General features: G+C 73.5%; 19 protein-coding genes and 1 riboswitch. Of the genes, 7 read left to right on the forward strand and 12 right to left on the reverse strand.

All coding sequences use genetic code 11. The features are described from left to right. Entirely contained in the window at positions 1-444 is a 444-nt protein-coding gene (locus OG627_RS27560) for an NUDIX hydrolase (protein WP_329069566.1), read from the forward strand. Between the two features lie 202 nt (positions 445-646). Continuing rightward, entirely contained in the window at positions 647-1651 is a 1005-nt protein-coding gene (locus tag OG627_RS27565) for an SCO1860 family LAETG-anchored protein (RefSeq protein WP_329069568.1), read from the forward strand. Positions 1652-1799: 148 nt separating this feature from the next. Here the strand turns inward: OG627_RS27565 and cobC are convergent, their stop codons facing one another. The 3 genes from cobC to OG627_RS27580 all read right to left on the reverse strand — a co-directional run bounded on the left by cobC (position 1800) and on the right by OG627_RS27580 (position 3497). Beyond that, positions 1800-2861 carry an Rv2231c family pyridoxal phosphate-dependent protein CobC gene (gene cobC / locus OG627_RS27570; protein ID WP_329069570.1) on the reverse strand — a complete coding sequence of 354 codons (1062 nt, stop codon included), beginning with the start codon at positions 2859-2861 and terminating at the stop codon, positions 1800-1802. Beyond that, positions 2845-2991: a hypothetical protein gene (locus OG627_RS27575; RefSeq protein WP_329069572.1), complete on the reverse strand. Its 147-nt coding sequence runs from the start codon at positions 2989-2991 to the stop codon at positions 2845-2847. The genes cobC and OG627_RS27575 overlap by 17 nt, the downstream gene beginning before the upstream one ends. A gap of 65 nt (positions 2992-3056) precedes the next feature. Continuing rightward, entirely contained in the window at positions 3057-3497 is a 441-nt protein-coding gene (locus OG627_RS27580) for a cobalamin biosynthesis protein (RefSeq protein ID WP_329069574.1), read from the reverse strand. A gap of 117 nt (positions 3498-3614) precedes the next feature. Between OG627_RS27580 and OG627_RS27585 the strand changes: the two genes are divergently transcribed. Beyond that, positions 3615-4364, forward strand: coding sequence for a ZIP family metal transporter (locus OG627_RS27585; protein WP_329069576.1), 750 nt, complete (start codon positions 3615-3617; stop codon positions 4362-4364). 46 nt (positions 4365-4410) lie between these two features. Here OG627_RS27585 and OG627_RS27590 read toward each other — a convergent pair whose 3' ends face one another. The 7 genes from OG627_RS27590 to OG627_RS27620 form a co-directional block, all read right to left on the reverse strand. Then, positions 4411-5838 (reverse strand): cobyrinate a,c-diamide synthase, encoded by a 1428-nt coding sequence (locus OG627_RS27590; RefSeq protein ID WP_329069578.1) that lies wholly within the window; start codon positions 5836-5838, stop codon positions 4411-4413. A gap of 13 nt (positions 5839-5851) precedes the next feature. Further along, positions 5852-6451: a cob(I)yrinic acid a,c-diamide adenosyltransferase gene (gene cobO / locus OG627_RS27595; RefSeq protein ID WP_329069579.1), complete on the reverse strand. Its 600-nt coding sequence runs from the start codon at positions 6449-6451 to the stop codon at positions 5852-5854. Then, a complete protein-coding gene (locus OG627_RS27600) occupies positions 6451-8541 on the reverse strand; it encodes a putative cobaltochelatase (RefSeq protein WP_329069580.1) in 2091 nt (696 codons plus the stop codon). Before OG627_RS27600 ends, cobO begins: the two co-directional genes overlap by 1 nt. 37 nt (positions 8542-8578) lie before the next feature. Beyond that, positions 8579-10123 (reverse strand): cobyric acid synthase, encoded by a 1545-nt coding sequence (locus tag OG627_RS27605; protein ID WP_329069582.1) that lies wholly within the window; start codon positions 10121-10123, stop codon positions 8579-8581. Further along, on the reverse strand, positions 10120-11127 hold the full coding sequence (locus OG627_RS27610; RefSeq protein ID WP_329069584.1) for a cobalamin biosynthesis protein: 1008 nt from the start codon (positions 11125-11127) through the stop codon (positions 10120-10122). The genes OG627_RS27605 and OG627_RS27610 overlap by 4 nt, the downstream gene beginning before the upstream one ends. Positions 11128-11160: 33 nt before the next feature. Then, positions 11161-11312, reverse strand: a riboswitch (cobalamin riboswitch). A gap of 62 nt (positions 11313-11374) precedes the next feature. After that, positions 11375-11620 (reverse strand): hypothetical protein, encoded by a 246-nt coding sequence (locus OG627_RS27615; protein WP_329069586.1) that lies wholly within the window; start codon positions 11618-11620, stop codon positions 11375-11377. After that, positions 11617-12912, reverse strand: a complete 1296-nt coding sequence (locus tag OG627_RS27620) for an inorganic phosphate transporter (RefSeq protein WP_329069588.1) — start codon at positions 12910-12912, stop codon at positions 11617-11619. The genes OG627_RS27615 and OG627_RS27620 overlap by 4 nt, the downstream gene beginning before the upstream one ends. A gap of 172 nt (positions 12913-13084) precedes the next feature. On the opposite strand from OG627_RS27620, the gene OG627_RS27625 reads away from it, so the two are divergent. The 3 genes from OG627_RS27625 (at position 13085) to OG627_RS27635 (ending at position 16589) form a co-directional block, all read left to right on the forward strand. Next, entirely contained in the window at positions 13085-13765 is a 681-nt protein-coding gene (locus tag OG627_RS27625) for a class II aldolase/adducin family protein (protein ID WP_329069590.1), read from the forward strand. Between the two features lie 85 nt (positions 13766-13850). Then, on the forward strand, positions 13851-14984 hold the full coding sequence (locus OG627_RS27630) for an alpha/beta hydrolase (RefSeq protein ID WP_329069592.1): 1134 nt from the start codon (positions 13851-13853) through the stop codon (positions 14982-14984). A gap of 297 nt (positions 14985-15281) precedes the next feature. Continuing rightward, positions 15282-16589 carry a hypothetical protein gene (locus OG627_RS27635; RefSeq protein ID WP_329069593.1) on the forward strand — a complete coding sequence of 436 codons (1308 nt, stop codon included), beginning with the start codon at positions 15282-15284 and terminating at the stop codon, positions 16587-16589. 34 nt (positions 16590-16623) lie between these two features. Here the strand turns inward: OG627_RS27635 and OG627_RS27640 are convergent, their stop codons facing one another. Together OG627_RS27640 and ypfJ are read right to left on the reverse strand one after the other, a co-directional pair. Continuing rightward, positions 16624-17025 (reverse strand): VOC family protein, encoded by a 402-nt coding sequence (locus OG627_RS27640; RefSeq protein WP_329069595.1) that lies wholly within the window; start codon positions 17023-17025, stop codon positions 16624-16626. Positions 17026-17135: 110 nt separating this feature from the next. Beyond that, positions 17136-18026, reverse strand: a complete 891-nt coding sequence (gene ypfJ, locus OG627_RS27645) for a KPN_02809 family neutral zinc metallopeptidase (RefSeq protein WP_329069596.1) — start codon at positions 18024-18026, stop codon at positions 17136-17138. A gap of 197 nt (positions 18027-18223) precedes the next feature. Here ypfJ and OG627_RS27650 point away from each other — a divergent pair, with 197 nt between their 5' ends. Further along, on the forward strand, positions 18224-19822 hold the full coding sequence (locus OG627_RS27650) for an ABC-F family ATP-binding cassette domain-containing protein (protein WP_329069598.1): 1599 nt from the start codon (positions 18224-18226) through the stop codon (positions 19820-19822). The last annotated feature ends 52 nt before the right edge of the window (positions 19823-19874 follow it).

Genomic DNA, 19874 nt, shown 5'->3' on the forward strand with positions numbered 1-19874 from the left:
ATGAGCGACACATCCGAGCGGGGGGCTATGCGCGACGCCTCCGTCATCGTGGCCCGAGACCTGAACGGCATGGTCGCCGTCCTGAGTGCCGAATTCCCCCGGCACGGTGGCGAGTACGTGTTCCTGCCCGGGGGGCGCCGGGAAGGCGACGAGACACCGGAGGAGTGTGCGCGGCGCGAACTTCGTGAAGAAGCCGGTGTCACTGCCGACACCTGGTGCCTCCTCGGTTCGTACGCCATCACTCTGAACTCCCCAGCCCGTATCCACCTCTTCCTGGCCGAGGGTCTCACCTGCGGGCCGCGTCAACTCACCCCGAGCGAAGCGGACTTCAAACTGATGTGGTGGCCGATGGCCGACGCGATCCAGGCCGCCACTCAGGGTCGATTCCTCCTTCAGGGCGGCCCCCTGGCGTTGCTGCTGACCCAGCAGGCAACCTCAGTCTGACAGGAGCGCAGGCACTCCCTGGGGAACGCGCGTGCCACAAGAATCGAATGTGGACCCGAAAACACCACTTTAGAGTGAACTCACTTCAGGTGCTCGCCTGTTCACTCTAAGTGCGTAAAGATTCCGGTGTCTCAGTCGCCACTGCCACGTGTCCCCGTTCGGCAGCGCGGCGACGTCAAATCTCTTGTGGGGGTTCCACATCTTGAACAGCAACACCTTCCGCATGCCCGCGCGCCGGTGCGCCGCCGTCGTGGCGGCCGCCACGCTGACGGCCGGACCGGTACTCCTCGCCGCCCCGGCACAGGCCACCGGAGGCAAGGGCGAGGGACGGGCGAGTGCGGTCGTGCTCGGCGTCGGACTCGACGTGTCCCTGCTCAACAAGACCGTCAACGTGCCGCTCAAGGTCGCGCTCAACGAGGTCCAGGCGCCGGCGAGCGCGGAGAAGACGGCGCTCAGCGCCCAGTTGGACGGCGTGGACCAGGGCAGGCCGTTCACCCTGCTGCGTGCCGACGTGGCCACCTCGAAGGCGACGGCCGACGCGGACAGGGCCGAGGGCTACAGCAACATCGCGCACGCCAAGGTCCATGTCCCCGGGCTGCCGCTGCTCTCCCTGATCGAGATCCAGGAGGTCACCTCCAAGGCGGTCTGCGAGGCCGGGAAGCGGCCGGTCGCCGAATCGAATCTGCTCGGTCCCGTGACCGTCCTCGGCAAGAAGGTCACGCTGTCGGCGGGCGGCACCACCCTGGTCCGGGTGCCGGGCGTCGGAGAGGTCACGCTCGACCTGTCGAAGACGCACACCACGTCCCGTACGGCGGCGGCCTCGGCGCTCGAACTCAAGGTGTCGGTCAATCCGCTCAAGCTGAACGTCGCCGAGGTCGAGGGCACGGTCACGCTCGCCGGGGCCACCTGTGAGTCGCCCGAGGCGCCCGCGCCGGAGAAGCCGAAGCCGGAGGAGTCGAAGCCCGGGGAGCACAAGCCGGAGGAGTCGAAGCCGGAGCCCGTGAAGCCGACGGAGTCGGACAAGCCGGCCGACGAGACGGAGAAGACCGAGGTGAAGACCCAGACCGGGGCGGAGCCGGTCGCGGCCAACCTCGCCGAGACCGGAGGCAGTTCCACGACTCCGTACCTCGCGGGCGGCGCGGCGGCCCTGCTCGCGGCGGGCGGCGGCGCGCTGCTCGTGGCCAGGAAGGCCCGCGCCAGGCGCTGACCCGGTGCGCTGACCGACCGGAACGGATGAGAGGAGCGGTGCTCCGACCCTGGAGCACCGCTCCTCGCCGCTCCTCGCCGCCCACGGCGCGGCCCGCGCGGCCCGCGCGGCCCGCGCGGAAGACCGCGCCCGGCCGGGACGTGCCTCCTCAGCCGCCCACCGCCGTCAGTGCCTGGTCCAGGGCCTGGAGGAAACGATTCGTCGTGACCCGGTCGCGGACCGCGAGCCGCAGCCACTGCGGCCCCAGACCCGGAAACGTGTCCCCGCGGCGGGCCGCGAAGCCCAGCGTGCGCAGCCTGGCCCGTACCGCGTCGGCGCGGTCCGTCCGTACGAGCACGAAGGGGCCGCGCGCCGCCTCCACCGTGCGTATCTCCTCGAACTCCGCGAGACCGGCGAGCAGATGCGCCCGCTCCACCGCGATCCCGAGCGCCGCCCGCTCCGCCTCGGCCAGCGCCTCGGGCGACACGCACGCCTCCGCCGCCGCCAGCGCGGGAGTCGACACCGGCCACAGCGGCTGCGCGCGCTCCAGCGCCGCCACCGTCTCCGGCTCCGCCAGCACGTAGCCGATGCGCAGCCCCGCGAGCCCCCAGGTCTTGGTCAGGCTGCGCAGCACCACGAGCCCCGGCACATCCGCACACCCGGCCAGCGCCTCCGGCTCGCCCGGCACCGCGTCCATGAACGCCTCGTCCACCACCAGCGTCCGCCCGGGACGGGCCAGCTTCGCGATGGCCTCGGCCGGATGCAGCACGGACGTCGGGTTCGTCGGATTCCCGATCACGACCAGGTCCGCGTCGTCGGGCACCGCCGCCGGATCGAGCCGGAAGCCCTCCGACGCGCGCAGCAGCACCCGCCGCACCGTGTGACCCGCGTCCCGCAGGGCCGCCTCCGGCTCGGTGAACTGCGGATGGACGACCACGGGCCGGCGCACCGGCAGCGCGCGGGCGAGCAGCACGAACGCCTCCGCCGCGCCCGCCGTCAGCAGCACCCGCTCCACCGGCAGCCCGTGCCGCGCCGCGACCGCCGCGCGCGCCGCCCGCCCGTCGGGGTAGGCGGCCAGCCCGGTCAGCGACGCGGCGATGCGCTCGCGCAGCCAGTCGGGGGGCGTGCCGGTACGGACGTTGACGGCGAGATCGATCAGTCCCGCCGCCCCGTCCCGTACCTCGGCATCGCCGTGATGGCGCAGGTCATGGGGGTCATCGCGCGTAGACATGACCGTCGGCTCTCCGGACTGTGCGTACGTTCTCGGTGGTATCGGTGGTGTCGGTGGTATCGGTGCGCTTGCTGTGCTCGCCGTGCGTGCTGCGTCTGGTGTTCTCGAAGTGCTGGACGACACGGGTCACCGGGCTCCTTCCCCCCTGCCACCGGTGTCCCGGGGCGCCTGTCGTGCTGTCTGCCGTCCCCCACATCATGTCCGCCCCGGCCGGTTCCACTCCGAGTGGCCCCTACTCGCCACGGCACAGGTGACAGCGGACCGCCGGCCCCCCGCCCCCGACTTCCGCTTCGGCACCAGCAGCGTGCCCCCGCCCATCAGCGCGGCGGCCTCGGCGACCGAAGCGGTCCCGGTCGCCGCCAGCGGCACGGCCGACGGATTCGGTACGGGGACACGGGCCAGCAGCTCCGGCGGCCAGCCCCGTACCGGCACCCCGAGCCGCGCCCCGGCCCCGGCGATCGCGGGCCGCGCGGCGGCGGACGCCACGGTCGCCAGTTCCACCACCCGGCCGGGCGGGAGCCCCGCCTCGCGCAGGGTGAGCGCGATCAGCGCGAGTACGTCCTCGGCCAAGGCGCCGCTGCTCGCGCCGACTCCGACCACCAGGTCCGGCCCGGCCACCGGGCCCCGTCCGATCACCGGGCCCCGTCCGACCACCAAGTCCGGTCCGACGGTCAGGTCAGGTCCGACCGCCAGGTCCGGCCCGTCCCGCTCAGGAGGTGCGCCGTGCCGGTCCGATCGGCTATGCAGGGGCGCATGGCGGTCTTCGTCGCGCTCGGCGCGTTCCTCATGACGCTGTTCGGCGGCTGGACGGCGCAGCGGGTCACCGACCGCCGCCATCTGGTGCTGGGCCTGGCCGGGGGACTGATGCTCGGGGTGGTCGGCCTCGACCTGCTGCCCGAGGCGATGCGCGCGGCGGGACACGAACTCTTCGGGGTGCCGCAGGCGCTGCTGCTGTTCGTCGGCGGGTTCCTCGTCGCCCATATGGTCGAACGGCTCCTCGCCTTCCGTCAGTCCGGCGGCCCGCACGGCGCCGACGCCGTCGTCGGGCCCACCGACCGCCACCGGGTCCCCCAGGTCGGGCTCACCGCCGCCTCGGCCATGGTGGGGCACAGCCTGATGGACGGCGTCGCGCTCGGCGCCGCCTTCCAGGTCGGCGGCGGCATGGGACTCGCCGTCGCGCTCGCCGTCATCGCCCACGACTTCGCCGACGGCTTCAACACGTACACCCTGACCAGCCTGTACGGGAACGACCGGCGCCGGGCCGTCACGATGCTCGTCGCCGACGCCGTCGCGCCGGTGATCGGCGCCGCGTCCACGCTGCTGTTCACCCTTCCCGAGGAGGCGCTCGGCAGCTATCTCGGCTTCTTCGGCGGCGCGCTGCTCTACCTCGCCGCCGCCGAGATCCTGCCCGAGGCGCACCACGAGCATCCGGCGCGCTCCACGGTGCTCTGCACGGTGCTGGGCGTCTGCTTCGTCTGGCTGGTGGTCGGCGTCGCCGGATGAGACGTGCGGGGACGGCGGGCGGACGCTCACGGTCGTCCCCTGCCGCTCACGCCGTGTTTTCCCCGGCGCACGCCGCCACCAGCCGCCGTGCCATCCGGGGCGCCGCCGCCCAGTGGGTGTGCAGATAGCTCGCGTGCACGCCGCCCCGGACGAACCCCTCCACCCGGCGCTCCGGGTGCACCAGCCCCCAGGCGGGCGCCGCCCCGGCGCCCGGTTCCAGCACCGTACGGTGGAATTCGTGCCCCCGTACCCGGGTCCCGGCCGCCGCGAGCGCGCTGTCACCGATCGCCACCGCCTCGCGGTAGCCCAGGGTCAGCCGCCCCGACATCCGCGCTTCGGCCTCCAGCACGCCGCACATCGGCTTCCCGTCCAGGGAGCGCGCCAGATAGAGCAGCCCGGCGCACTCGGCGGCCACCGGGGCGCCGGAGTACGCCAGCTCGGCCACGGCCTTGCGCAGCGGCTCGTTGGCGGACAGTTCGGGCGCGTAGACCTCCGGGAAGCCGCCGCCGATCACCAGCCCCCGCGTCCCCTCCGGGAGTTCCTCGTCGCGCAGCGGATCGAAGGGGACGACCTCCGCGCCGGCGGCCGTCAGCAGCTCGGTGTGCTCGGCGTACGAGAAGGTGAACGCCGATCCGCCGGCCACCGCGATCACCGGCCGCCCGGAACCCGCCCCGGAGCCCGGCCGCGCACCGGACACGGCGTCGGCGTTCACGACCGGCTCGACCTGCGGCTCCCAGGCCACCGCGTCCAGCGGTGGCGCGCTCCTGGCCAGCGCCAGCAGCGCCTCCAGGTCGCAGCCCTCCCGTACCCGCCCGGCCAGCTCCCGCATCGCCGCGAGCGCGTCCGCGTGCCGCTCGGCGACCGGCACCAGACCCAGATGGCGCGAGGGCGCCTGGACCCCGTCGGTACGGCGCAGCACCCCCATCACCGGCACGCCCGACTCGTCCAGCGCCTCCCGCAGCAGCCGTTCGTGCCGGTCGGTGGCGACCTTGTTGAGGATCACTCCGCCGATCCGCACCTCCGGATCCCACGACGCGAAACCGTGCACCAGCGCCGCCACCGAACGCGACTGCGACGAGGCGTCCACCACCAGCACCACCGGTGCGCGCAGCAGCTTCGACACCTGGGCGGTGGAGGCCAGTTCGCCCTGGCCGGAGGCGCCGTCGTACAGCCCCATCACGCCCTCGACCACCGCGAGGTCCGCGCCCGCCGCGCCGTGCGCGAACAGCGGCCCGATCAGCCCCGTCCCGCACATGTACGCGTCGAGGTTCCGGCCGGGCCTGGCCACCGGGCCGCGCGCCGACGAGGCGACCGCCAGCGCGTGGTACCCCGGGTCGATGTAGTCGGGACCGACCTTGTGCGGGGACACGGCGAGACCGCGCTCCGAGAAGGCCGCCATCAGCCCCGTAGCGACCGTGGTCTTGCCGCTGCCCGAGGCGGGCGCGGCGATGACCAGCCTCGGGACGTTCACCACGCGCTGCTCCTGTTCACCACTCGATGCCCCTCTGGCCCTTCTGTCCCGCGTCCATCGGGTGCTTGACCTTCGTCATCTCCGTGACGAGATCCGCGAAGTCCATCAGCTCCCGAGGGGCGTTGCGCCCGGTGATCACCACATGCTGGGTACCGGGCCGGTCGCGCAGCACCTCGATCACCTCGGCGGTGTCCACCCAGCCCCAGTGCAGCGGATAGGCGAACTCGTCCAGGACGTACAGCTTGTGGGTCTCGGCCGCCAGGTCCCGCTTGACCTGCTCCCAGCCCTCGCGCGCCGCCTCCTCGTTGGAGAGCTGCGAGTCGCGCTGCACCCACGACCAGCCCTCGCCCATCTTGTGCCAGGCGACGCTGCCGCCCTCGCCGCTCGCGCCCAGCGTCTTCAGGGCCTGCTCCTCGCCGACCTTCCACTTCGCCGACTTCACGAACTGGAAGACCCCGATCGGCCACCCCTGCGTCCACGCCCGCAGCGCGAGCCCGAAGGCCGCCGTCGACTTGCCCTTGCCGGTGCCCGTGTGGACGAGCACCAGCGGGCGGTTGCGGCGCTGACGGGTGGTGAGACCGTCGTCCGGTACGTTCTCCGGCTGTCCCTGCGGCACTATGCGGCCCTCCCGCGTCGTTCGTCGCCTGCCTGCTGTACATCCCTGACCAGCCCCGCGAGCCGGTCGGCGCGCAGTTCGTCCAGCGTGATCGCCGTACCGTCCAGATCCCGCGCGAGCGCGCCCGCGAGCCCGAGCCGCACCGGCCCCGTCTCGCAGTCCACGACCACCGAGGCCGTCCCCCGCGCCGCGTGCAGCCGCGCCGCGCGTGCGGCCAGCGCCACCGGATCGGGGCCGCCGGTCGCCCGGCCGTCCGTCACCACGAGCAGCAGCGGACGGCGCGCGGGGTCGCGCATCCGCTCCACCCGCAGCACGTCATGGGCCCTGAGCAGCCCGGCGGCGAGCGGGGTCCGCCCGCCCGTGGGCAGCGATTCGAGCCGCGCCGCCGCCGCGTCCACCGACGAGGTGGGCGGCAGCGCCACCTCGGCCTCCTTGCCCCTGAAGGTGATCAGACCGACCTTGTCGCGCCGCTGGTACGCGTCCAGCAGCAGCGAGAGCACCGCGCCCTTCACCGCGCTCATCCGCTGCCTGGCCGCCATCGAACCGGAGGCGTCGACCACGAACAGCACGAGATTCCCCTCGCGCCCCTCCCGCGTCGCCTGCCGCAGATCGTCCTTGCGCACCACCAGACCGGCGCCCGTGCGCCCGCGCGCCCGCTGGTGCGGCGCCGCCGCCTGGACGGTCGCCGAGAGATGCAGCTTCGTCAGCGCGCCCTGGGGCCGCCGGGATCCGGTCGTCCTGCCGTGTTCGGTACGGGCCCGGGAGCGCCGCCCGGTCGCGCCCTCGCCCAGGCCGGGCACGCTGAGCGTCTTCGTGCGGAACGGCTCGGTGGCCGCCACGGCGGACTGCTCACCGGCTCCCGCGCCGCCGGCCCGCTGCTGCGGCTGCGGTTCGGGCTGCTGTTCGGGCTGGCCGTCCTCGGCCGGGCCCGGTGTGTCGTCCCGGCCCGAGGAGGACTCGCCCGGCGTGTCGGGCGGGCCGGACTCCTGCGGTCCCTCGGGGCCGCGCTGCGGCGGCAGCCCGCCACCGCCGCCGGGGCCGTCGGGACCGTCCGGTCCCTCGGGGTCCGGATCGTCGTCCCCCTTGTACTCCTCCAGCGTGTCGTCGAGCTTCTCCTCGTCCAGCCCCGGCGCGTCGAACGGATTGCGCCGCCGCCGGTGCGGCAGCGCGAGCAGCGCGGCCTGCCGTACGTCCTCGGCCAGCACGTCCGTCCGCCCCGCCCAGGCGGCCAGCGCCGTCGCGGTGCGCGCCATCACGATGTCCGCGCGCATCCCGTCCACCTCGAACGCGGCGCAGGTCGCGGCGATCTGGAGCAGCGCCGCGTCCCCGAGCCGCACCTCGGGCAGCAGCGCCCGCGCGGTGGCGATCCGCTCCCGCAGCGCCGTCTCCTCCCCGGCCCAGCGCCCGGTGAATCCGGCCGGGTCGTCGTCGTACGCGAGGCGCCGCCGCACCACCTCCACCCGCGTCTCCGGCTCGCGCGAGGCCACCACCTCGACGGTCAGCCCGAAGCGGTCCAGCAACTGCGGCCGCAGCTCGCCCTCCTCGGGGTTCATCGTCCCGACGAGCAGGAAGCGCGCGGCGTGCCGTACGGAGACGCCCTCGCGCTCCACGTAGGAGGCACCCATGGCGGCGGCGTCCAGCAGCACGTCGATCAGATGATCGTGGAGGAGATTGACCTCGTCGACGTAGAGCACTCCCCGGTGCGCGTCCGCGAGCAGTCCCGGCTCGAACGCCTTCACGCCCTCGGACAGCGCCCGCTCGATGTCCAGCGCGCCGACGAGCCGGTCCTCCGAGGCGCCGACCGGCAGCTCGACCACCCGGGCGGCCCTGGCCGCGCCGGGACCCGGCTCGTGCGGCCCGTCCGGGCACCCCGGGTCGGGCGCGCCCGGGTCGCAGCTGAACCGGCAGCCGGGGACGACACTCAGCTCGGGCAGCAGCGCCGAGAGCGCCCGTACGGCCGTGGACTTGGCCGTGCCCTTCTCACCGCGTACGAGCACACCGCCCACGGCGGGACTGACCGCGTTGAGGACCAGGGCGAGCCGCAGATCGTCCATGCCGACGACGGCGGTGAACGGAAAGGGTGTGCTCATGTGCTGATCGCTCCTTCGAATGGCTCTCGTACGGTGGTCATGGCGCCCCCGGGGGAATGAAGGGCAGCCCCGTCGGCGGGCCCTCCTCGATCAGCCGCAGCAGCGCGTCGGTGTCCGCGTGCTCCTCGATGAGGTCACCGAGAAGGTCGAGCTGTTCCTCGCGCAACGCGCCGAAGCTCGTATCGGGCGCCGGGACGAAACGGCGGCCGGCCGCCCGCGCCACCTCGGCCAGGAAGCGCCGCCGGAACGCGTCGCTCTCCAGCGCCCCGTGCCAGTGCGTGCCCCGGACGGCCCCCACCCGGCAGCCGTCGACGCGCTGTCCCTCCGCGTCCGTGACGAACGCGTCGCCGCCGCGCACCTCGGCGACCCCGTGGTGGATCTCGTACCCCTCGACGCGCTCGCCGAGCGCCGTCCCGACCGGCCGGGCCAGGGTCTTCTCCCGGTCGAACGTGACCCGTACGGGCAGCAGTCCCAGCCCGGCCACCGTGCCCGCCCGCGACTCCACCTCGTCGTCGATGCGCTCGCCCAGGATCTGGTAGCCGCCGCAGATCCCCAGCACGGGACGGCCCTCGGCGGCCCGCCGGGCGAGGGCGTCGGCGAGACCGCGCTCGCGCAGCCAGGCCAGCGCCTTCACCGTGCCGCGCGTGCCCGGCACGACCACCAGGTCCGCGTCGGCCAGCTCCTCCGGCCGGTCCACGAACCGCACGACGACACCCGGTTCGGCCGCCAGCGCGTCCACATCGGTGAAGTTCGACATCAGGGGTACGGCGCAGACCGCGACCCGCAGCACGTCCTCGCCGTACGGGGGAGCCACCGCCGACTCGCGCACGGCGCCGCGCAGCGAGACGTTGAGTCCGTCCTCCTCGTCGATGCCCAGACCGTGCCGGAAGGGCAGCACCCCGAGCGTCGCCCGCCCGGTCAGCCCGCGCAGCATCTCCAACCCCGGCTCCAGCAGCGACACATCGCCCCGGAACTTGTTGACGAGATAGCCCGCGAGCAACCCCTGGTCCTCCGGACTCAGCAGCGCCGTCGTGCCGAAGAACGACGCGAAGACCCCGCCCCGGTCGATGTCCCCGACCACGACCACCGGCAGCCGGGCGGCCCGCGCGATGCCCATGTTGACGATGTCCGTACGGCGCAGATTGATCTCGGCCGGGCTGCCCGCGCCCTCGCAGATCACCGCGTCGTAGGTGGACCGCAGCTCCTCCAGGCACTCCAGTACGGTGCCGAGCAGCGCCTCGCGCCGGCCCCCGTGGTAGTCGGTGGCGCTCAGCTCCCCGACGGGCCGGCCCATCAGCACCACCTGGCTGCTGCGGTCGCCGCCCGGCTTGAGGAGCACGGGGTTCATCAGCGCGGTCGGCTCCACCCGCGCGGCCTGCGCCTGCATCGCCTGGGCACGGCCGATCTCGGCGCCCTCGCGCGTCACGAACGAGTTCAGGGACATGTTCTGCCCCTTGAACGGCGCGACCTTCATCCCGCGGCGCGTCAGCCACCGGCAGATCCCCGCCGTGACGACGCTCTTGCCCGCGTCGGAGGTGGTCCCCGCTATCAGGAGCCCGCCGCCGCGCCCGCCCCGGCTCATCCGTTCCTCCTTCGCGCGGCCGTCCGCCGCAGGGTGCCGTACACGACCCGGCCGGTCACGCAGGCCGCCAGGGCCAGCGCGTTCACCCGGCGCGACAGCCGCACCGCGCGCTCGATGTCGGCTACCTCCACGGACCGCCCGCCGCCGTTCAGCACCGGCCGGTGCTCGACCCGCCCGCCGTACGCGAGCGTGCCGCCCAGCCGTACGCCCAGCGCGCCGGCGAACGACGCCTCCACCGGGCCCGCGTTGGGGCTCGGGTGCCGGGCAGCGTCCCGCCGTACGGCCCGCAGCGCCCCGCGCGGATCGCCGCCCGCGACGATCGCCAGCGCGGCGGTCAGCCGGGCCCCCGGCCATCCCGCGGCGTCGTCGAGCCGCGCGGAGGCCCAGCCGAACCGGCGGTACCGCTCGCTCCTGTGCCCCACCATCGCGTCCAGCGTGTTCACGGCCCGGAACCCGGCCAGCCCGGCAGGACCCGCGACCGCGCCCCACACCAGCGCGCCCACGACGGCGTCGGAGGTGTTCTCGGCGACGGACTCCACGACGGCCCGCGCGATTCCCGCTCCGTCCAGCGTCTGCGGGTCGCGCCCGCACAGATGCGGCAGCCGCTCCCTGGCCCCTTCGACGTCCCCGGCGGCCAGCGCGGCGCCGATCGCCCGCGCCTCGCGGCCCAGCGAGGTCCCGCCGATCACGGACCAGGTGGCGGCTGCGGTGAGGGCCGCGGCGGCGGGGGGACGGTGGCGTACGGCACGGGCGGCCAGCGCGGCGGCCCCGGCGGCGCCACCGGCGCACACCACCGTGTACAGCGCGCCCCAGCCGCGGTGGTCGCGCCACAGGACGCGCTCCACGGCCCCGGCGGCCCGGCCGAACGCCGCGACAGGATGGCCGCGGCGCGGATCGGCGAAGAGGAGGTCGGCCAGCAGGCCGGCGGTGGCACCGTACGCGAAGACCCGCTCGGTGACGGCGGAGCCGCCGCCGCGCGCGACGGCAGAACCGCGGCCAGGCATGGCGAAATGTCCTCACTCAGGGTCCGCGCCCCGGTTCGACGTGACGCGGCGGCAGGAGTTCCTGGCTCCCGGAGCGCCCGTGCGGGGCGCTCGCGGTGACAGTGGCGGGACCGCGCCGGATTCGCACCGGCTTCCTCTTCTGCCGCCGTGTATGGCCCCGGCAGTCCACCACGCCGTCGAAAGACCCGTCAACTCCGCCTTGACCTGCGACGGGGCAGTGTGCCGAGGCCCACACGGGGCGGGGCGGTCACGCGACGATCAGATAGATCCCGTACGCCACCGCCGCCACACAGAGCGCGAAGCAGAGGTAGGCGCCCGCCGTGCGGACGGCGGTGAGCGACCCGGCGGCGCCCTGCGCCCCCGTACCGGCCTCCGGCTGTCCCTCCCGCTTGGCGAGGGCGACGATGCCCAGGGTGAACAGGCCCACCAGGGCGACGGTGGTCACGAGGCTGACGCCGAAGACGGAGCCGAGCGCTGCCCAGTCGATGTTCATGCGATGACTTCCTTACGCGCGGGCTCGGCGGTGGTGCCGGTGGGGACGGGGGCGTGGATGGTGGCCGACAGGTCCTGCGCGGCCCCGGCGGGCGGCGGGGTGACGGCGGCGATGGCGGTCGTCACGATGCCGGCGGGCTCGGCGGAACCGGCGCCCCCGGCGACCGGGGACTCCGTACCAGCCGCGGCGTCCGCGCCCTCGGTGACGTTCGTGTGGTCGATCGGCTGGCGCCGCGAGACGAGCCAGATCGCGCCCGATCCCGCGATGAGCAGGACGGCGACGGCCGTGACTCCCCAGGTGCCCTGACCGGTGAGGAACTCGGCGCCCGCGGCGACCAGTCCGGCGGCCGGCAGGGTCAGCCCCCAGGCGATGAACATCCGGGAGGCGGTGGACCAGCGGACCACCCCGCCCTTGCGGCCGAGACCAGCGCCCATCACGGCGCCGGAGCAGGACTGCGTGGTGGAGAGCGAGAAGCCCAGGTGCGAGGAGGCCAGGATGACGGTGGCCGCGCTGGTCTGCGCGGCGAAGCCCTGCTGCGGCCGGAGATCGGTGAGGCCGGTGCCCATGGTGCGGATGATGCGCCAGCCGCCCAGGTACGTACCGAGCGCGATCGCCAGACCGGCCGAGACGATGACCCACACCGGCGGGTTGGAGCCCGGGGCGAGCACGCCGCCGGTCACCAGCGCGAGCGTGATGACGCCCATGGTCTTCTGCGCGTCGTTGGTGCCGTGCGCGAGGGAGACGAGACCGGCGGAGGCGATCTGGCCCACGCGGTACCCCTTGGCGGTCGCCTTCTCGTCCGTGTTCCGGCCGATCCGGTACGTCAGCTTCGTGGCCAGCATGGCCGCCAGACCGGCGACGACGGGCGCGGCGAGCGCCGGGATCAGCACCTTGGTGACGACCACGCCGCCGTTGACGCCGGAGGCGCCCACCGACATCAGCGTGGCGCCGATCAGCCCGCCGAACAGCGCGTGCGAGGAGCTGGAGGGCAGGCCCAGGAGCCAGGTGAACAGATTCCACAGAATCGCGCCGACGAGCGCCGCGAAGATCACTTCTGTTCTGATGCCCTGTTCGTTGATGAGGCCGCCGGAGATCGTCTTGGCGACCTCCACCGACAGGAACGCGCCGACAAGATTCAGGACCGCGGACATACCCACCGCGACCTTGGGCTTCAGAGCGCCGGTCGAGATGGTCGTAGCCATCGCGTTGGCGGTGTCGTGGAAACCGTTCGTGAAATCGAACACGAGGGCTGTCACGATCACAATCGCGAGCAGCAGCGTGATGTGTTCCATTGACCTGACCCAGGCAATCGTTCGACGTCGGTGGCCTCGGTGAACGTAAGGAGTCAGGGTGAACGGAAGATGAACTGGGTGGGACTTCGCGGTGTTCACCCTCGCGGAGTCGGCTGTCATCGGTTCACCGAGACGGCAGCGCCCTCGGCCCGGCACCTGACAGGATCGGGCCATGACGCATCAGAGGCGGCGCGACACGACGGAAGAGGCGTGGCGGGAACTGGTCTCCACCGCCCGGCGGACGGCTGCCGAGGGGCTGGTCGTCGGCACCTCGGGCAATGTCTCCGTACGCGTCGGTGACCTGGTCCTGGTCACGCCGAGCGCGGTGCCGTACGACCGGCTCACCCCCGAGGACACCGTCGCCGTCGACCTCGAAGGACGGCAGGTCCTCGGTGAGCTTGTCCCCACCAGCGAACTGCCCCTGCACCTCGCCGTGTACCGGGAGACCGACGCGCTCGCCGTGGTCCACACCCACGCCGTGCACGCCACGGCCGTCTCCACGCTCCTCCCCGAGCTGCCGCTGATCCACTACATGGCGGCGGCCTTCGGCGGACCGGTCAGGGTCGCTCCGTACGCGCTGTACGGCTCGGCGGAGCTGGCCGCGCACATGCTCGAAGCGCTGCGCGGGCGCACCGGCTGTCTGCTCGGGAACCACGGCACCGTCACCTACGGCGCGAGCCTCGACCAGGCGTACGACCGCACGGCGCAGCTGGAGTGGATGTGCCGGCTCTGGCTCACCGCCGCCGCGCTCCCCGGGCGCACGCCCGCGCTGCTGTCCGAGGAGCAGGTGGCCGAGGTGGGCCGGAAGCTGAAGGGCTACGGCCGGCGCGACGGCGGCGACGCCGGGGGCTGACGTCCCCGGGGTGTTCCGGGCCCCGGAACACCCCGACGGCCCCCGCCCGGTGGCCCGGACGCGCGGAGGTCGCGACACTGGGAGCGTGCGCCCGGCCAAAGCAACGGCAGCTGCCGTCACCACAGTGTTCGGAGTCGGCGCGGCCGCGGTCGCGGCCGGCCGGTACGCCAGCGATGCCGCGCTCAAGGCACCGCCGGGGCGGCCCCTGCCCGGCGACCCCCGTCTCACCGTCCACGCCACCGCGGCCGGACAGGTCACCCTGACCCGCTGCCTCGCGGCCCTGCGCCCCGGTACGTACGGGATCCAGGGCCCCGGCGTGCACGCCGTCGTCGGGCCCGTCCTGGAGGGCGTGGAACACCCCGCCGACACCGTCGTGCGCCGACTGGAACGCGTCAGCCACGGCATCCTGCGCACCGGCACCCGGGTACGCCTCACCCCGCAGGTGTACACCGGCGACCCCGGCACCGCGCTCGGCCTCCCGTACCGGGACGTGTCGATCCCCGGCGAGCTGGGCCCGCTGCCCGCCTGGTTCGTCCCCGGGGCGCGCGACACCTGGGTGATCACCACGCACGGCCTGGGCACCACCCGCGAGCACCCCATGAACGTCATGGAGTTCCTCGCCGGGCAGCAGTTCCCCGTCCTCGACCTCGCCTACCGGGGCGACCCCGACCCCGGCGCGCCCCGCTCCCCGGGCGGCCTCGGCCACCTCGGGGACTCCGAGTGGCGCGACCTGGACGCGGCGATCCGCTACGCCGTCCGGTACGGCGCCGAGCGCGTCGTCCTGCACGGCTGGTCCATCGGCGCGTCCATGGCCCTGCACGCCGCCGCCAACTCGGCGCTCAGCGAGCGGATCTCCGGGCTGGTGCTCGACTCGCCGGTGCTGGACTGGGAGGCCACCCTGCGGTCCCTGGCCACCGCCCGCCGGGTCCCGGGACCGCTGCTGCCGCTCGCGGTCAGGGCGGCCCAGGGCAGGACCGGGCTGCACGGCGACCGGCTGCTGGAAGCCGCCGACCCGCGCAATCTCCATGTGCCCACGCTGATCTTCCACGGCCCCGACGACACCCTCGCGCCCTGGAAACCCTCGCGGGAACTCGCCGCGCACCGGCCGGAACTGATCGGCCTGCACACCGTGGCGCACGCTCCGCATGGGGCGATGTGGAACGCCGATCCGGCCGGTTACGAGGAGACGCTCCGCCGTTTCCTCACCCCACTCATGTGAGGACGCCTTCCGGCCGCCCCCGCCGGAAACCCCGTGAAAGCCCGGCCGGCGGCTCTGTGAGGCCCCCATATCGCCCCTTCCGTACCTCTGTGTGCCCCCCGCGCGGCCCCCGAGCCACGGCCGCCGGAGGGGCTCCCGCCATGCCCCCGGCGGGGTCGCGACAGGTTCCGTTTGGGCTTTCGGGCGGTCACCGGGAAGACTGCCCCCGTGACGTCCCGAAAGCCTGATGAGCAATTGGCGCGCAACTCCAGACTCCGACTCGTCCGCGCGCGGCCGTTGACCACGGCCCGACGGACTGTGACCGACGGGCGCAACCGGCCGGCACCCCGGCCGCCCGAGGGCACTCCGCCCCCGGCGGAGCTGGCCCGCCAGGCGCGGGAGGTGCTCGCCCACGCGGTACGAGTCGCCCGCTGGGCAGCCGCCGACCGGGATCCCGGCGCGGGCCCGCTCACCGGGCCCGCGCGCGAACGGGCCGCAGCCGCGCTGGAGTTGACCCCGGAGCAGGTCGGCGCCGGCTGGGACCGGGCCAGACTGGCCGGGCTCGTCGAGCTGCACGGCGACGCCGTGCGCCCCGGCTGGCGGCTCCAGGCGTGGGACCGGGACGACAGCGCCGTCCAGCGTGGCTGGGTCGCCCTCTTCGACGCCTGGTCGCTGGTCCACCCGGGCCCCGACGACGTCGCGGCGGCCACGGTCGCCGAGGTGGTCGAGGCCATCCCCCAGGTGCTCTCCCTGCTTCAGCTCTCGGCCGGGCCGGTGACCGTACCGGCCCTGCTCGACCTGCTCCAGCAGCGCGTCGCCGAACTCCACGAGGAGCACTGCGAGGTCCCCTACGGGCCGCAGCAGGCCCCCACCGGTCCGGTGACCCCCGAGCCGGTGGACGAGGACCTGCTGCCCCCGCTGCTCGACTGGGCCCTGGAGGGGCTGGCCGCCGTCGGCGCGCTGACCCTGGGGGAGGGGCAGGCGACCCTCACCCCGCTCGGCAACTGGGCGGTCTGGGTCAAGCTGGAGCAGATCTGCGTCGCCGCCCAGAGCCCCGCGGGCAATATCGAACAGTCCGCCCAGCACATGCTGCGCGGCTGCGCCCGGCTGACGCCGGGCCCCGCCCGCGCCGAGTACCGGGCCTGGCTCGCCGCCCGTACCGTCGGCAGCGCGGTCGCCGAACTCCTCGCCGTCGCCCGGGGCGAGGACGCCCTGCTGCGCGGACTCGCCTTCGAGGCGCTGCGCGTCGTCGGCGCCCCCGCCGAGAGCGAGGTGCGCGCGGCGGCGTCCGACGCCTCGCTGCGGCCCTACGCCCTGCTCTGGCTCGCCGAGTACGAGGGGGCCGACCCCGAGGACGCCTCCGAGGTGCTGACCCGCGAGGAGTCGACCTGGCTCTGGGTCGACACCGCCGCGGCCGTCGCCGACCACGGCGAGAGCGATCTGCTCGTGCGCCATCTGGAATCCGCCGTGCAGGGCAATGTGCCCGCCCTGCTCGACGAGGTCAGGGCCATCGGCCATCCCCGTACGGTCCAGGTCCTGGTGGCCCTGGCCGCCGCGCATCCGGACCCGGCCCTGGCCAAGGCCGTGCGCCGCGCGGCCTTCCAGGTGCACACCGGAGGCTCCTGACCCGCTCGGCGGCTACGCGCCGGGCCGACCGGGATCAGCCCGGCCGGCCCGGCGCGTACGTGCCGAAGCTCCACACGTTGCCCTCCGCGTCGCGCGCCATGTAGTCCCGTGAGCCGTGGTCCTGGTCCGTGGGCTCCATCAGGATCTCCACGCCCCGCGCCGCGGCCCGCGCGTGGTGCGCGTCCACGTCCGCCACGACGACATAGACCCCCGCCGGGCCCCCGCCCGCCAGGGCCCGCGCGAACACGCCCTCCCTGCCCCTGGACCCCAGCATCACCATCGAGTCGCCCCACGCCAGCTCGGCGTGGAGCACCGTCCCGTTCTCGTCCTCGTACACACTGGCCTCGGTGAAGCCGAAGGCGTCCTTGAGCGTCCTGATGGCCGCCTTGGCGTCGTCGTACAGCAGGGTCGGGTAGATCGACGGCACTGCGGACATGCGGATCATCCCCTCACGGGCTCGACTGTGACCTGGATCTCAGTCTCGCACCCGGCACCGACAATCGGCCCGCCCGCCGTACGCCGCCCGGCCCAGCCCCGCGCCCTCCGTCAGCGGAACGTGTCGCACCGCTCCACATCGCCCGTGCCGTAGCCGGTGCGGAACCACTCCTGCCGCTGCGCCGCCGACCCGTGGGTCCAGGACTCCGGGGTGACCTTGCCCTGGAACTTCTCCTGGATCCGGTCGTCCCCGACGGCCGCCGCCGCGTCCAGACCGTCCTGGATGTCCTCGTCCGTGAGGCTGCTGAGCAGCGGCTTCCCGGTGGACGGGGACGGTGTGGTCGTCGCGTGGTGCGTCCAGACCCCGGCGTAGCAGTCGGCCTGGAGCTCCACCTTGACCGCGTTGCTGTCCGGGCCCTTGCTGCCGTCGTGCGCCCGCCCCAGCGTGCCCTTCAGGTTCTGCACGTGGTGGCCGTACTCGTGCGCCACCACGTACGCCTGGGCGAACGGCCCGCCGCTCGCCCCGAACGTCGTCTTCAACTCCTGGAAGAAGCCGAGATCCAGATACGCCATCTTGTCGGCCGGGCAGTAGAAGGGCCCGACCGCCGAGGTCGCCGCGCCGCAGCCGGTGCTGACCCGGTCGGTGAAGAACTTCGTGTCCGCGTCCGTGTAGCGCTCGCCGCGCCGCTGGTACTCCGCGCGCCAGAAGGTCTGCACGCTGTTGACCACCGCGACGATCCGGCAGTCCTCGCGCGTGTTGGCGTCCCGCCCGCTCTTGCAGTTCTCGTTGACGCCGTCGGCGGCCGAGGAGCCCGACGAGGGGGTGGAGCCGCCCGAGGAGAGCCCGAGCTGCTCGGGGCCGACCCCGAAGTAGAGACCGATCAGAAGTGCGACGATCCCGACGATGCCGCCCCCGACCGTGGCCGCCCCGCCGGGGACACCGCCGCCGCGCTCGTCCTGGACCTCCGACGTGTCCAGTTCGGCGTCGTCATCGAACCGCATGTGCCACCACTCTCCGTTCCGACGGCCCCAGCGGCCCGTCGCCCGCGCAGAATATCGGCGTACGCACCGGCCGGGGAAAGCAGTTGCCGCGCCCGGTAGACTGAGCCGTATGGCATTTCTCCTTGTGCATTAGCCGGCGTCGAAGAATCTCCTCCGCCTGCCCTCTTTCGCCGTCCATACCGCCCTGGAGTCTTTCCGTGATCACCGCAACCGGCGTCGAGCTGCGCGCCGGCGCCCGCATCCTCATCGAGTCCGCCTCGTTCCGTATCGCCAAGGGCGACCGCATCGGACTGGTCGGCCGCAACGGGGCGGGCAAGACCACGCTCACCAAGTGCCTCGCGGGTGAGGGCATGCCCGCCGCCGGCACCATCACCCGCTCGGGCGAGGTCGGCTATCTGCCGCAGGACCCGCGCACCGGCGACCTCGACGTCCTCGCCCGCGACCGCATCCTCTCCGCCCGCGACCTCGACTCCGTGCTGAAGAAGATGCGCGAGAACGAGGAGCGGATGGCGAACGGACAGGGCGCCACCCGCGAGAAGGCGATGAAGAAGTACGAGCGCCTGGAGACGGAGTTCCTCACCAAGGGCGGATACGCCGCCGAGGCCGAGGCCGCCACCATCGCCGCCGCGCTCGGCCTGCCCGACCGGGTGCTCGGCCAGCCCCTCCATACGCTCTCCGGCGGTCAGCGCCGCCGTGTCGAGCTGGCCCGCATCCTCTTCTCGGACGCCGACACCCTGCTCCTGGACGAGCCCACCAACCACCTCGACGCGGACTCGATCGTCTGGCTGCGCGAGTACCTCAAGACCTACCGCGGCGGCTTCATCGTGATCTCCCACGATGTCGAGCTGGTCGAGACCGTCGTCAACAAGGTCTTCTACCTGGACGCCAACCGCTCCCAGATCGACGTCTACAACATGGGCTGGAAGCTCTACCAGCAGCAGCGCGAGTCGGACGAGAAGCGCCGCAAGCGCGAGCGCGCCAACGCGGAGAAGAAGGCCGCGACCCTCAACTCCCAGGCCGACAAGATGCGCGCCAAGGCCACCAAGACCGTCGCCGCGCAGAACATGGCCCGCCGCGCCGAGCGGCTGCTGTCGGGCCTCGAACAGGTGCGCCAGTCCGACAAGGTCGCCAAGCTGCGCTTCCCCGAGCCCTCGCCCTGCGGCAAGACACCGCTCACGGCCGAGGGGCTGTCCAAGTCGTACGGCTCGCTGGAGATCTTCACCGATGTCGATCTCGCCATCGACAAGGGCTCGCGCGTCGTCATCCTCGGACTCAACGGCGCGGGCAAGACCACGCTGCTGCGGCTGCTCGCCGGGGTCGAGAAGCCGGACACCGGCCAGGTGACCCCGGGCCACGGGCTCAAGCTGGGCTACTACGCCCAGGAGCACGAGACCCTCGACCCGGAGCGCTCCGTCCTGGAGAACATGCGCTCCTCCGCCCCGGACCTCGACCTCGTCGAGGTGCGCAAGACACTGGGTTCCTTCCTCTTCTCCGGCGACGACGTCAACAAGCCCGCCGGAGTGCTCTCCGGCGGCGAGAAGACCCGGCTGGCGCTGGCCACACTGGTCGTCTCCTCGGCCAATGTGCTGCTCCTCGACGAGCCCACCAACAACCTGGACCCCGCGAGCCGTGAGGAGATCCTCGGCGCGCTGCGCACGTACAAGGGCGCGGTCATCCTCGTCACGCACGACGAGGGCGCGGTCCACGCCCTGGAGCCGGAGCGGATCATCCTGCTGCCGGACGGGGTCGAGGACCTCTGGGGCGCGGACTACGCGGATCTGGTGGCCCTCGCCTGACGCCCGGCGGGCGGCGGCTACGGGCAGGTACGCGGCGGTGTACGGGACGACA

Origin of the sequence: Streptomyces sp. NBC_01429, from assembly GCF_036231945.1 — a bacterium.
In the GTDB taxonomy this organism is placed as follows: domain Bacteria; phylum Actinomycetota; class Actinomycetes; order Streptomycetales; family Streptomycetaceae; genus Streptomyces.